This is a genomic window from Azospirillum sp. Marseille-Q6669 (assembly GCF_965111635.1).
This window is the reverse complement of sequence record NZ_CBCOOP010000001.1, coordinates 1,547,501-1,560,672: the sequence shown is the minus strand read 5'-3', so window position 1 is coordinate 1,560,672 and position 13,172 is coordinate 1,547,501. Positions and strand designations below refer to the sequence as shown.

At 67.9% G+C, this 13,172-nt stretch carries 12 protein-coding genes; 8 read left to right on the top strand and 4 right to left on the bottom strand.

Going from position 1 to position 13,172, the window contains the following annotated elements:
- Positions 1-45 precede the first annotated feature (45 nt).
- Positions 46-1,140: a TRAP transporter substrate-binding protein gene (locus ACWPXE_RS06860; RefSeq protein WP_454017198.1), complete on the bottom strand. Its 1,095-nt coding sequence runs from the start codon at positions 1,138-1,140 to the stop codon at positions 46-48.
- 189 nt (positions 1,141-1,329) lie between these two features.
- On the opposite strand from ACWPXE_RS06860, the gene ACWPXE_RS06855 reads away from it, so the two are divergent.
- The gene (locus tag ACWPXE_RS06855; protein ID WP_454017197.1) at positions 1,330-1,842 is read left to right on the top strand and encodes an OsmC family protein; all 513 of its coding nucleotides are present in this window, start codon (positions 1,330-1,332) and stop codon (positions 1,840-1,842) included.
- A 60-nt stretch (positions 1,843-1,902) separates the two neighbouring features.
- Here the strand turns inward: ACWPXE_RS06855 and ACWPXE_RS06850 are convergent, their stop codons facing one another.
- On the bottom strand, positions 1,903-2,535 hold the full coding sequence (locus ACWPXE_RS06850) for an MBL fold metallo-hydrolase (protein WP_454017196.1): 633 nt from the start codon (positions 2,533-2,535) through the stop codon (positions 1,903-1,905).
- A gap of 169 nt (positions 2,536-2,704) precedes the next feature.
- Here ACWPXE_RS06850 and ACWPXE_RS06845 point away from each other — a divergent pair, with 169 nt between their 5' ends.
- On the top strand, positions 2,705-3,157 hold the full coding sequence (locus ACWPXE_RS06845; protein ID WP_014198135.1) for an RrF2 family transcriptional regulator: 453 nt from the start codon (positions 2,705-2,707) through the stop codon (positions 3,155-3,157).
- 64 nt (positions 3,158-3,221) lie between these two features.
- Positions 3,222-4,070, top strand: a complete 849-nt coding sequence (locus ACWPXE_RS06840) for a hypothetical protein (protein WP_454017195.1) — start codon at positions 3,222-3,224, stop codon at positions 4,068-4,070.
- Between the two features lie 27 nt (positions 4,071-4,097).
- On the opposite strand, the gene ACWPXE_RS06835 is transcribed toward ACWPXE_RS06840, so the two are convergent.
- Positions 4,098-5,246, bottom strand: coding sequence for a hypothetical protein (locus tag ACWPXE_RS06835; RefSeq protein WP_454017194.1), 1,149 nt, complete (start codon positions 5,244-5,246; stop codon positions 4,098-4,100).
- A 314-nt stretch (positions 5,247-5,560) separates the two neighbouring features.
- Between ACWPXE_RS06835 and ACWPXE_RS06830 the strand changes: the two genes are divergently transcribed.
- The 5 genes from ACWPXE_RS06830 (at position 5,561) to ACWPXE_RS06810 (ending at position 11,341) form a co-directional block, all read left to right on the top strand.
- A complete protein-coding gene (locus ACWPXE_RS06830) occupies positions 5,561-6,613 on the top strand; it encodes a sulfate ABC transporter substrate-binding protein (RefSeq protein WP_454017193.1) in 1,053 nt (350 codons plus the stop codon).
- 57 nt (positions 6,614-6,670) lie between these two features.
- Positions 6,671-7,504 carry a sulfate ABC transporter permease subunit CysT gene (cysT, locus tag ACWPXE_RS06825; RefSeq protein WP_454017192.1) on the top strand — a complete coding sequence of 278 codons (834 nt, stop codon included), beginning with the start codon at positions 6,671-6,673 and terminating at the stop codon, positions 7,502-7,504.
- Positions 7,494-8,354 (top strand): sulfate ABC transporter permease subunit CysW, encoded by an 861-nt coding sequence (gene cysW, locus ACWPXE_RS06820; protein ID WP_454017191.1) that lies wholly within the window; start codon positions 7,494-7,496, stop codon positions 8,352-8,354. Before cysT ends, cysW begins: the two co-directional genes overlap by 11 nt.
- A 13-nt stretch (positions 8,355-8,367) precedes the next feature.
- On the top strand, positions 8,368-9,408 hold the full coding sequence (locus ACWPXE_RS06815) for a sulfate/molybdate ABC transporter ATP-binding protein (RefSeq protein ID WP_454017190.1): 1,041 nt from the start codon (positions 8,368-8,370) through the stop codon (positions 9,406-9,408).
- A 208-nt stretch (positions 9,409-9,616) separates the two neighbouring features.
- Positions 9,617-11,341, top strand: coding sequence for a hypothetical protein (locus ACWPXE_RS06810; RefSeq protein WP_454017189.1), 1,725 nt, complete (start codon positions 9,617-9,619; stop codon positions 11,339-11,341).
- A 9-nt stretch (positions 11,342-11,350) separates the two neighbouring features.
- Here the strand turns inward: ACWPXE_RS06810 and ACWPXE_RS06805 are convergent, their stop codons facing one another.
- The gene (locus tag ACWPXE_RS06805; RefSeq protein WP_454017188.1) at positions 11,351-13,051 is read right to left on the bottom strand and encodes a monovalent cation:proton antiporter-2 (CPA2) family protein; all 1,701 of its coding nucleotides are present in this window, start codon (positions 13,049-13,051) and stop codon (positions 11,351-11,353) included.
- Positions 13,052-13,172 lie beyond the last annotated feature (121 nt).

Sequence of the window (13,172 nt, the reverse complement as noted above, 5' to 3'; positions counted from 1 at the left end):
GCCAGGAAGGGGAGGGGCCGTGCCTCTTTCAGGGTCGTACCGTCCTCAGCGGCGCTGCGCCGACTGGGAATAGACGTAGGAGTCGAAGCTGTTCTCGGCGACGCGGAACCACAGCCGCTCCTCGTCGCGGAAGGGCTTCCACGCCTCGTAGACCTTCTTGAAGCGCGGGTTCTTCGCCGACAGCTCGTCATACAGCTCGTTGGCGATCTTCTCGCAGGCCATCATGACCTCGCGCGGGAAGGCGCGGAGCTGGGCGCCGCCGGCCACCAGACGCTTCAGCGCGGCGGCGTTGACGGCGTCGTACTTGGCGATCATCCAGGTGTTGGCCTCCCAGCAGGCCTGCTCCAGGATCGTCTTGTAGGACTCGGGAAGCTGCTCCCAGGCGGTGATGTTGATCATCAGCGGGATCTGGGCGGAGCCTTCCCACCAGCCCGGCGAGTAGTAGTATTTGGCGACCTTGTGGAAGCCCAGCTTCTCGTCGTCGTAGGGGCCGACGAACTCCGCCGCGTCGATGGTGCCGCGCTCCAGCGCCGGGTAGATGTCGCCGCCGCCGATCTGCTGCGGGACGAGGCCCAGCTTGCCCATGATCTGCCCGGCCAGCCCGCCGACCCGCATCTTGAGGCCGCTGAGATCCTCCACCGTCTTGATTTCCTTGCGGAACCAGCCGCCCATCTGGGCCGTCGTGTTGCCGGCGGGGATGTTGTGGATGTTGTGTTCCCGGAACAGCTCCCGCATCAACTCCAGCCCGCCGCCGTGCATCATCCAGGAGATGTGCTGGCGCGTGTTCAGGCCGAAGGGCATGGCCGTGTCGAAGCAGAAGGTCGGGTCCTTGCCGATGTAGAAATAGGCGGCGGACTGGCCGCACTCGATCGTGCCGTTCTGCACCGCGTCCAGCACCTGGAGCGCCGGCACAATCTCGCCCGCCGCGAAGGTGCGGATCTGGAACTTGTTGTCGGTGGCGGCGGCGACCCGGCGGGCGATCAGCTCCGCCCCGCCAAAGATGGTGTCGAGGCTCTTCGGGTAGCTCGACGCCATGCGCCACTTGATCTCGGGCTGGCTCTGCGCGATGGCCGGTGCGGCGACGACGGTGCTGGCGGCCAGACCGACCCCAGCGCTGGCGAGGAAGGAACGACGTTTCATGGCGGGGAGAACTCCCTTCCCATTCATTATGTTTATGTCGCCGGTCTTAGCCGAAAACAACGATGCGGGCCAGTGGCTCCGGCTGCGGAGCTGGGCTTCGCTTTGGGCATTGCCGGGATGGTGTTTGCGGTCCATCATCCGCCGGTCGCACAATAAAGAACCCGAACCGCGAAGAGGAAACGCACGGGCATGGATGCACAGGATCTGCGCGCGCTCCAGGCGCCGCTGAAGGACAAGTACAAGGACGCCCCGGAGTCGGCGGTGGTGACGCTGAAGGCCCGTGGGGCGCTGGACGATTCCGGCATCGCCTGCAAGGTCGAGACGGGCCGCGCGCTGGTGGAGGCCGGCCTCCACCCGGCGACCGGCGGGCCGGGCACCCAGGCCTGTTCCGGCGACATGCTGCTGGAGGCGCTGGTGGCCTGCGCCGGGGTGACGCTGAAGGCGGTCGCCACGGCGCTGGAATTCAAGCTGCGTGGCGGCACCGTGTCGGCGGAAGGCGACCTGGATTTCCGCGGCACGCTGGGCGTGGCGAAGGACGCGCCGGTCGGCTTCCGCGCCATCCGCCTGCGCTTCGACCTGGACACCGACGAGCCGGCGGAGCGCATCGCCACCCTGACCAAGCTGACCGAACGCTATTGCGTCGTCTACCAGACACTGGCCAACCCGCCGCCGATGGCGCTGTCCATCGAGACGGGGCCTTGATGGAAGAATGGCCGGTCCGGCGGGTCCGGGTCGGCCATTCCAGCCGGCTATTCCCTGCCGTCAATCGTTGAGGAAGGGGTTGTAGAGGCGTTCCTCCCCGATGGTCGAGGTCGGGCCGTGGCCGGGGATGAAGGTCACGTCGTCGCCCAGCGGGAACAGCTTGCTGCGGATCGACTCGATCAGGTCGCCGTGATTGCCCTTGGGGAAGTCGGTGCGGCCGATGGAGCCCTGGAACAGCACGTCGCCGACGATGGCGATCTTGCTCGGCTTGTGAACGAAGACCACATGGCCCGGCGTGTGGCCCGGGCAGTGGTGGACGTCCAGCGTCAGGTTGCCGACCGTCACCGTGTCGCCCTCCTCCAGCCAGCGGTCCGGCGTGAAGGAGCGGACCGGCGGGAAGCCGAACATCTGGCTCTGCATCGGCATGCCGTCGATCCAGAACTGGTCCTCGCGGTGCGGCCCCTCGACGGGGAGTTTCAGCTCGTCGGCAAGATCGGCGACGGCGCCGGCGTGGTCGATGTGGCCGTGGGTGACCAGGATCTTCTCCAGCGTCACACCCTTGGACTGGGCGGCGCGCAGGATGCGCGGAAGATCGCCGCCGGGATCGACGGCGGCGCCCTTCATCGTCTCCGGACACCAGAGCACCGTGCAGTTCTGCTGGAACGGAGTGACGGGAACGATGATGGTCTGCATGCCGCGTCCTTCGCCGGTCAATGATCAATGGTCAGAGGTCGATTCGTGCACGACCTTACGCGCCAGCGTTTTCCAGGGCAAGAACCGGTACCAATTCGTGGGCAACACGGCTATATGGAGTGCACTTTATCTTTATCCCATTCCGCCGCGGGGGGCGGTGCCGGACCGAATGCTGTCGCAAAAAGCCAAATACGCCCTGCGTGCGCTGATCATGCTGGCCGAACGGACGGATGACGAACTCGTCCTGATCGCCGAAATCGCCGAGCGGGAGAACATTCCGCGCAAGTTCCTGGAAGCCATTCTGGTGGAACTGCGCAAGCATGGCCTGCTGTTCGCCAAGCGCGGCAAGAGCGGCGGCTACCGTCTGGCGCGCCCGGCGGAGGAGATTTCCTTCGGCGAGGTGATCCGGTTGATCGACGGGCATCTGGCGCCGATTCCCTGCGCCAGCAAGAATTCCTTCCGTCCCTGCGAGGACTGCATCGACCCGCCGACCTGTTCGGTGCGCTGGCTGATGGTCCAGGTGCGCGACGCCACCGCGCAGGTGCTCGACAACCAGACCCTGTCCGACGCCCTGCGCCACCGTCAGGCGACCGGCGGCCTGCCCGTCAACTTCGACATCTGAGCACCCTGCGCTTGGCCGCATCGGAGCCGCCATAGTTCGGTGGGCCGATCATCCGAAAGCGGGAATGTCGCCGAAGGGCAAGGTCTTCTATGCTTCCGAGCATCCGGCGTCCGGTCTGGCGCCCCTGGGATGCTTCGGGAAGGAAACGATGTCGCTAGAGCAGGACCGGATGCGGCGTACCGGCGGGGACCGGACGCGCCTGGAGTGGTACGGGGCGAAGCTGTTCAGCCAATCCGATGAGGACGGCATCATCGCCGAAATCTTTCGAAGGATTGGCACGACCAACCGGGTGTTCGTCGAATTCGGCGCGGAAATAGGCACCGAGAACAACACGCGCGCGTTGCTCGAAGCCGGCTGGACCGGTCTGTGGATCGAGGGCAATCCCGATTACGTCGGCAGCATCAAATGGAATTTCCGGGATCGCATCAGGAAGGGCGCCCTGAGTTTCGTTGATCGCTACGTGACGCGGGAAAACATCAACCGCCTGATCGGCCGACCGAAATTCTGGGGTGGCGCCGGCATCCGGGGGGAGATCGATTTCCTGTCGATCGACATTGATGGAAACGATTATCACGTTTTCGAGGCCATCAACGTCGTCAATCCCAGGGTGGTGTGTCTGGAGCACAATCACTGCCATGCGCCGGGCGCCGAGTACATCATGTCCTATGACCCGGACTATCGATGGGGCGCCGGACGAACGGATTTCGGCGCATCGCTGACATCAATGGCGCAACTCGCTGGAAGAAAGGGATACACCCTGGTGGGTTGCGCGCTGTATGGAGCCAATGGCTTCTACGTCCGCAACGATCTGATCGAAGGGCGGTTCGAGGGTCCGTTTACTCCCGAACGGCTTTTCAACCCGCTGGACTATGAAAAAGTGGTGGCCTTCCCGCGGGCGCCGGGAATCGCCTGAACCGGATCGCACCGGTCCGGGCGGGTGTCAGGGTACCAGATCGACGGCGATAAAGACGCGGTCCAGCGCGCGGTTCGTCGCCTCGCGCAGGATTCCGGCCTCCAAAAGCTCGTCCACCAGAAGCTGGGCGCCGCGGAAGGTGCTGCCCAACCGCTTCTGCACCCGCCGCACGGTCAGGGCGGGCTCCTCGAACAGGAGTTCCAACAGGTCCGGGGTGCGGGAGTTGCGGCGCTTGGCCCCCACCCGCTGCTGCCAGCCCTGCGCCGTACGGTCCAGGGACAGGGCGCGCTCTCGCTCCCGCCGCGCCGTCTCCGCCACCGTGTCGGCCAGCCACAGCCGCCATCCCTCCTCCCGCCCGCGGGCGGCGAGGCCGGCGGTCGTGCGGTCGGCGTGCAGGGAGACGGACATCGGCAGCCAGACGTTCGGCACCCGGCAGCAACGCGCCACCGCCAGCGCGCCCATCAGCCGGGCCGAGGGCACCGCCCAGGCGGGAATCCGCAGATCGGGCGCCGGGCGCAGCAGTTCGGCCAGCATGCCCACGCCTCCCAGCAGGGCCGGCGAGTTGCCGGCATGGTCCAGACGTTTGAGCAGGGTGGCGGCCTCCGCTTCCCGGTCCGCCGAGAAGGCCAGCCGTCCGGGATCGCGCCCCGACACCTCCGCCTGAAGGCAGCGCCACAGCGCCTCCGTCCAGCCCAGCGTCCAGGCCGGAGGCGCGTCGTCCGCGAAGGACGCGGCGTCGCCGTCGTCGTCATCCGGTGGGAAGGGGAAGCGGGCATCCGATCCTGCCTCCAGCTCCGCCACGGCGCGCCAGGCGTCGGCGGCGGCTCCGCCGGACGGCAGCGGCGCACGGGCGTTTCCCACATGGCGGGAGGGCGCGGCGATGACGCCTTGCGTGAACAGGGCGCCCTGCCACAGCGCGCGGACCGATTGGGCCGCTCCCCGCCCGGCGGTGGGGACGAGGTCGGTGCCGATGGTCGCCACCAGGAAGTCCGCCGGGTCCACCGCCACGCCGTCGAGCCGCGCCGCCGCGCAGGACTCCCGGCGCGCCGCGTCAGCCCACAGCCGCCGCCGGCGCGCGGGGTCCTGGACCACCTCCGCCAGCCGGCCGAGCGCGCGTTCGGCCTCCAGAAGGGCGGTCAGCAGTGCGGGGGAGGGGGTCTGGGCTGTGTCAAGCATGGCCGTTCGGGACAGGAGGCGGAGAGGGCGCGCATGATAGCGATCCGCCGCATCGCTTCCAGCCCGATCCAAAACCTCCTATTTCACAAAATTATGTGAAATTGTCTCGCGACGACATGGAGAATGGCAAAAACAGCCTTGCGGCCTTCCCGGAATCATGCAAACTCTAGGAGGCAAATGGATATTGCATATACATTATAAAGAATGTGAATACGGCCCAGTCGATCCGGTGCAATGGCCGGCTTTGTAAACAACGGTGCGGTGCGTGGCCTCCAGGGCCGGTGCCTCAATGAACCATACCGAGGGAGTGTGCCATGTCGTTTCGTGATCGGCTCTCCGCGCTCCGCGCGAACCGGCTCTCCATAGGCCGGCTGTCCGCAATGGCCGCGGGTGTCGCCCTCGCCATGCTGACCATCGCGCCTGCCAAGGCGCAGACCACGCTGCTGAACGTCTCCTACGACCCCACCCGTGAATTCTATGTGGAGTTCAACAAGGCGTTCGCCAAGAAATGGCAGGCGGAAAACGGCCAGACGGTGACCGTCAAGCAGTCGCACGGCGGGTCGGGCAAGCAGGCGCGCTCGGTCATCGACGGGCTGGACGCCGACGTGGTGACGCTGGCGCTGGCCTACGACATCGACGCCATCGCCGATTCCGGCGCCCTGCCGAAGACGTGGCAGACGCGCCTGCCGAACAACAGCTCCCCCTACACCTCGACGATCGTCTTCCTGGTCCGCAAGGGCAACCCGAAGCAGATCAAGGATTGGGACGACCTGCTGAAGCCGGGCGTCCAGGTCATCACCCCGAACCCGAAGACCTCGGGCGGGGCGCGCTGGAACTATCTGGCGGCCTGGGCCTATTCGCTGGAGAAGAACGGCAACGACGAGGCCAAGGCCAAGCAGTTCGTCGCCGACCTGTTCAAGAATGTCCCGGTGCTGGACAGCGGCGCCCGCGGCTCCACCGTCACCTTCACCCAGCGGCAGCTCGGCGACGTTCTGCTGGCCTGGGAGAACGAGGCCTTCCTGTCGCTCCAGGAGTTCGGCGCCGACAAGTTCGACATCGTCGTGCCGTCGCTGTCGATCCTGGCGGAGCCGCCGGTCACGGTCGTCGATTCGGTGGTCGACCGCAAGGGAACGCGCAAGGCGGCGGAAGCCTACCTGAACTTCCTCTATACCCCCGAAGCGCAGGAGATCGCGGCGAAGAACTTCTACCGCCCGCGCTTGCCGGAGGTCGCTGCGCGGTATGCGGATCGCTTCCCGAATGTTAAGCTTGTGACCATCGACGGTTCCTTCGGGGGCTGGCGCACGGCGCAGGAGAAGCATTTCGCGGATGGCGGCGTCTTCGACCAGATCTACCAGAAGGGCCGCTGACCCGTGGTCGCGGCAACCACCAGCGACGCCGTGCTTCCCAATACGGGGGGCACGGTGTTGAGCGTTCTTCGAAAACCCAGCGTCCTGCCCGGCTTCGGGCTGACCCTGGGATTCACGCTGACCTATCTGTCCCTGATCGTCCTGCTGCCGCTGGCCGCGCTGGCGTTGAAGGCGGCGGGGCTGGGCTGGTCCGGCTTCTGGGACGCGGTGCTGACGCCGCGCGTCCTGGCCGCCTTCAAGGTCAGCTTCGGGCTGTCGCTGGCCGCCGCCGCGATCAACGCCGTCTTCGGCTTCATCGTCGCCTGGGTGCTGGTGCGCTACCGCTTCCCCGGCGACCGGATCGTCGACGCGCTGGTGGACCTGCCCTTCGCCCTGCCCACCGCGGTGGCCGGCATCGCGCTCAGCGCGCTCTACGCGCCCAACGGCTGGATCGGCTCCCTTCTGATGGAATGGTTCGGGCTGAGGGTGGCCTTCACGCCGCTGGGCATCGCCATCGCCCTGACCTTCATCGGCCTGCCCTTCGTGGTCCGCACCGTGCAGCCGATCCTCCAGGATCTGCCGCCGGAGGAGGAGGAGGCCGCCGCGGCGCTGGGCGCCACGCGCTGGCAGTCCTTCCGGCGGGTTGTGTTCCCGGCGCTTCTGCCGGCCCTGCTGACCGGCTTCGCGCTGGCCTTCGCCCGCGGGGTGGGGGAATACGGCTCGGTGATCTTCATCGCCGGCAACATCCCCGGCCTGTCGGAAATCATTCCGCTGCTGATCGTCATCAAGCTGGAGCAGTACGACTATGCCGGCGCCGCCGCGGTCGGCGTGCTGATGCTGATGGCGTCCTTCGTGCTGCTGCTGGCCCTGAACCTGCTGCAAGCCTGGATGAGGTCCCGCCATGCTCGCTAAGAAAGCCGTCGGGTTCACCCCGGCGCTGGCCGACAGCGGCTGGGTGAAGGGGCTTCTGATCGCCACGGCGCTGGCCTTCCTGCTGCTGTTCCTGGTCCTGCCGCTGGTCGCGGTCTTCGTCGAGGCGCTGCGCCGCGGCACGGACGCCTACTGGGCGGCGCTGGTGGAGCCGGACGCGGTGGCGGCGATCAAGCTGACGCTGATCGTCGCGGCCATCGCCGTGCCGATGAACCTCCTCTTCGGGGTGGCGGCGTCCTGGTGCATCGCCAAGTTCGACTTCCGCGGCAAGGACGTGCTGATCACGCTGATCGACCTGCCGTTTTCGGTGTCGCCGGTGATCTCCGGCCTGATCTACGTGCTGCTGTTCGGGCTGCACGGGCTGATGGGGCCGTTCCTGAAGTCGCAGGGCATCCAGATCATCTTCGCCGTGCCGGGGCTGGTGCTCGCCACCGTCTTCGTCACCTTCCCCTTCGTCGCCCGGGAGCTGATCCCGCTGATGCAGGAGCAGGGCAACGAGGAGGAGGAGGCGGCGCTGGTGCTGGGCGCGTCCGGCTGGCAGACCTTCTGGCGCGTCACCCTGCCCAACATCAAATGGGGGCTGCTGTACGGCGTCCTGCTGTGCAACGCCCGCGCGATGGGCGAGTTCGGCGCGGTGTCGGTGGTGTCCGGCCATATCCGGGGCGAGACCAACACGATGCCCTTGCATGTCGAAATCCTTTACAACGAATACAACTTGGTCGCTGCCTTCGCGGTGGCCTCGGTGCTGGCCATGCTCGCCCTTGTCACGCTGGTCGTGAAGACGGTGCTGGAATGGCGCTTCGGGGCTGAGCTGGCGGCCACCCGGCATTGAGGCGACGCACGTCATGGCGATCCAGGTTTCCGGCATCACCAAGCAATTCGGCAGTTTCCGCGCGCTCGATGCGGTGGACCTCGAGGTCCGCTCGGGCGAGCTTCTGGCTCTGCTCGGCCCGTCGGGGTCGGGCAAGACGACCCTTCTGCGCATCATGGCGGGGCTGGAGTTCGCCGATTCCGGCAGCCTCCTGCTGAACGGGGAGGAGGCGCTGAGCCTCACCCCGCGGGAGCGGCAGGTCGGCTTCGTCTTCCAGCATTACGCGCTGTTCCGCCACATGACCGTCTTCGAGAACGTGGCCTTCGGGATGAAGGTGCGGCCGCGCGGCCAACGCCCGGCCTCGACCGAGATCAAGCGGCGCGTCATGGAGCTTCTGGAGCTGGTCCAGCTCGCCCATTTCGCCGACCGCTACCCGGCGCAGCTCTCCGGCGGGCAGCGGCAGCGCGTGGCGCTGGCCCGCGCGCTGGCCATCGAGCCGAAGGTCCTGCTGCTCGACGAACCGTTCGGTGCGCTCGACGCCAAGGTGCGCAAGGAGTTGCGGCGCTGGCTGCGCAAGCTGCACGAGGACATCCACATCACCTCCGTCTTCGTCACCCACGACCAGGAGGAGGCGCTGGAGTTGGCCGACCGCGTGGTGGTGATGAGCCAGGGACGGATCGAGCAGGTGGGCAGCCCGGCGGAGGTCTACGACCGCCCAGCCTCCGCCTTCGTCTACGAGTTCCTCGGGCAGGTGAACCGTTTCGACTGTGTGGTGGCGGACGGGGTGGCGCGGACGGCCAACGGCGCGCTGTCGATCCCCGCCGACGGCACGGTCCGCGGCCCGGCCATCGCCTATGTGCGCCCGCACGATCTGGGGCTGAGCCCCAGCGCCGCGGGACCAGGCCGGGTGTCGGGCATCCATGTGGTGGGACCGGACGCGCGGATCGAGATCGACCTCGCCGGCCTGCCGCTGGAAGCCGAGATGGACCGCGAGCGCCTGTCCGCCCTGGGGCTGCGCCCCGGCGACCAGTGCGCCGTCCACATCGCCCGCGCCCGTGTCTTCCCGCAGTCGTGACGACAGCCTGACGAAGCCCGGCCTATCCTCGAAAAGGGGCGGGGAGGGCTCCCGCCCTCATGCCGATGGAGTCCCAGCGGGCCATGGGGCCTGCCCCGTCGGGGCCATGGACTAAGTCCAACGCCGAATCGTAACGCCATTGCCTTCTGGCGATGCGGACAGTGGATGTGTTGAGCCTTCCGCATTGCACCCAATGCAGGAGGCACCGGTGGACCATTCAGGACTGTCGCAGGCCACCGGCTCCGCCGCCCTGCGGACGGACGCCGGGGCTGGAGCCTGGTCGCCGCCGCTGGCGCTCATGCTGCCGGTGATCCTGGCGCTGCTTCTGCTGCCGCTCATCCTGGTGGAGATGCCGCCATTGCTCGACTACCCGAACCATCTGGCGCGGGTGGACGTGCTGCTGCATGTCCGGTCAGACCCCTTCCTGGCCGACCATTACACGGCCTCCCTGACGCCGGTTCCGAACCTGCTGATGGAGGCGGTGATGCTGCCGCTCGCCAGCGTGCTGCCTCTGTATGTCGCCGGGCGCGTCTACATGGCGCTGGCCGGGCTGCTCACCCTGTTCGGGGCGATGCTGCTGAATCGGACTTTGTTCGGACGGTGGAGCCTGTGGCCGCTGTGCGGCGCGCTGTTCATCCACAACGCCACGCTGATCGGCGGCTTCATGAGCTTTTCGCTCGGCCTCGGCTTCCTGCTGGTCGGGCTGTCGCTGTGGATCGCGCTGGCGGGGCGGCGCTGGCAGGTGCCTGCGGGGATGGGCTGCGCCCTGTTCCTCTATTTCGCCCACGCCATCGTGCTCGGCTCCTTCCTGCTCTGCCTGTTCGCGGTGGAGGCGGTGAAATACATGGGGCAGGGGCGAAAGCCGCTGACGCTCGCCAATCTCGGGCGCGACGCCCTGCGCTTCGCCGCGCTGCTCGCCCTTCCCGTGGCGCTGTTCGCCGGCACGGTGGGGACCCATCTCCTGCAGTCCGACGCGGCGGCGGTGGGCGCGCGGGACAGCACGCCGGTCCTGCTGCTGAAGGAAATCTACTGGCGGCTGAAGAAGCTGACCGAGCTGAAGCAGTGGCGTTATCGGCTGCACGACATGCTGGCTCCGGTCCTGAACTACAACACGCTGCTGGATGTGGCGACCCTGCTGCTGATCCTCGGCGGCATGGTGGCGGCGCGTCTGGCCGGCTGGCTGCGCGCCGCGCCGGCGATGATGCTGGCGGTGGGGTTGTTCGTTTTGGCCTTCTTCGTCGTGCCCGACCCCTTCTTCGGCACCTATTTCGTGTCGATCCGCTTCTGGATTCTGGCGGCCTTCCTGCTGGTGGCCGGCACCGACATCCGTTTTCCCAGCGCCCGCGCCGCGGCGGCCTTCGCCGCCGGACTGCTCGCCTTGCTGACGGTGCGGACCGGCGTGCTGACGCTCAATTGGCTGGCCTATGAGGACGATGTGGCCGACCTGCGCCGCGCCATGGAGCGGATCGAGCCCGGACGGTCCGTCCTGATCGCCTGGGCGGGGCAGGAGGCCGGCTGCTGCAACACGCGGGAGTTCCTGCTCACCCAGCCGCCCTGGCGGCATGCGCTGGTCGCCTTGCCCAGCCTCATCCATCTGCCGTCGCTGATCACCGTGGAGCGGCGCGCCTTCGTCCCGACCTTGTTCAGCCACCCCGGCAAGCAGCCGCTGACGGTGACCCAGCCCTACCGCGACCGCTGCATGGCGATCTACGAGGGGGTTCCGGTGGATGTCCGCCTGCTCTCCCGTCCCGAAGAGGCGACCCTGCGCGATCATGTCGAGCCCTGCCCGCACTACATCGGCTGGCGGGACAAGTACGATTACGTGCTGGTGATGTTCTCCAACGTCTTCCACGCGGCCGGGCTGAAACCGCCGCCGGGCGCGGAGGAGGTTTACCGCGGCACCGTGTTCGACCTGTGGCGGGTGGAGCGCTGACGCAACCGCTCAGTCGTTCTGGTCGGCGGGCTCGCTGAGCGCGTCGTAGCCGCGGTCGCGGACGCTCTTCAGGCTCTGGTCGATGGTCTCGGCGTCCACCCCGGCGGTGCGCAGCACGAGGCTGGCCAGCTGCAGGCTGGCCTCCAGCGTCTCCGGCACCACGGCGCTGGCTCCGGCCTTTTTCAGCCGCGCGCCGCGGTCCAGGTCGTGGGCGCGGGCGGCGATGGCCAGGCGCGGGGCGGCCCGGCGGATGGCCTCCACGGCGCGCTCCGCCATGTCAGGGCGGTTGACGGTGATGACCGCGGCCCGCGCCCGCTCGATCCCGGCGGCGCGCAGCACGCCGATCTGGCTGGAATCGCCGTAATAGACCGGCAGCCCTTCGGCCCGCGCCGCCGCCACCCGCTGCGGGTCGAGGTCCAATGCGACGTAGGGAATGTCGTGGGTGCGCAGCAGCCGGGCGACGGCGCGCCCGACCCGGCCATAGCCGGCGATCAGCACATGGCCGGTGATGTCGCTGGTCTCCACCCCGAAAGCCTCGGCGCCGTAGCGGGCCTCGACCCTCTGGGCCAGCCGCTGGGCGATGGCGCCGATCAGCGGCGTCACCGCCATGCTGAGCGCCACACAGGAGGACAGCAGCAGCCCGGTCTCGCCCTCCAGCACCGCCAGCCGCGTCGCCTTGCCGATCAGCACGAAGGCGAACTCACCGCCCTGCGACAGCAGCAGCCCGATGCGCAGCGAGGTCGCCAGCCCGAGCCCCGACAGGCGGCAGAGCAGGAACAGCAGGATGCTCTTTCCGACCAGAAGCGCCGCGGTCACCATCAGGATGTCGTCGGCGCGCTGGAGCATGGCCGGCAGGTCCAGCGTCATCCCCACGGTCATGAAGAACAGGCCGAGCAGCAGGCCGCGGAACGGCTCGATGTCGGCCTCCACCTGATGGCGGTAGGCGGTGTCGGCCATCAGCATGCCAGCCAGGAAGGCGCCCAGCGCCATCGACATGCCGGCCTCCGCCGTCAGCCAAGCGACCGCCAGGACGACCAGCAGATTGGTCGCCGTGAAGACCTCCGGACTCTTCGCCGAGGCCACGAAGTGATAGACCGGGCGCACCACGAAGCGGCCCAGCAGCATGATGGCGCCGATCGCCGCGACGGCCTTGACCCCGGCGAGGGCGAGCGCCCAGGGGATACTGGTGTCGCCGCCGGCCAGCAGCGGCAGCAGGGTCAGCAGCGGCACGACGGCCAGATCCTGGAAGATCAGCACGGCGACCGACACGCGCCCGAAGCGCGCCACCGTCTCCCCGCGCTCGACCAGCAGCTTCAGCACCGTGGCGGTGGAGGAGAAGGCCAGCATGCCGCCGATCACCAGCGCCGCCGCCACGTTCTCGCCCAGCGCGTAGGCGACGGCGGCGATGGCGGCGCTGGTCAGGACGACCTGCATCAGCCCCAACCCGAAGATGTAGCGCCGCATCGCCCGCAGGCGCGACAGAGGCAGCTCCAGCCCGATGGCGAAGAGGAGGAAGACCACCCCGAATTCGGACAGGACCTGGGGAAGCTCCATGTCCACCACCGGTCCCGGCGTGTGCGGACCCAGCAGCGCCCCGCCCACCAGATAGCCGAGCACCGCCGGGATGCGCAGCGCCTGGAACAAGGGGACGATCACCACCGCCGCCAGCAGCAGGAACAGGACGTCGAAAAGCAGTTTGGGGTCGTGCATGGGCCGCGCGCTGGCTGGGTCGGGCCGGACGCCGGCCGTCCGGGACGGCGTCTGTATGCGGCGCAATAACGACCGCCGCAAGCGCAGCGGGTGTGCGAAGGATCGGAACGCGCAAAAAAAG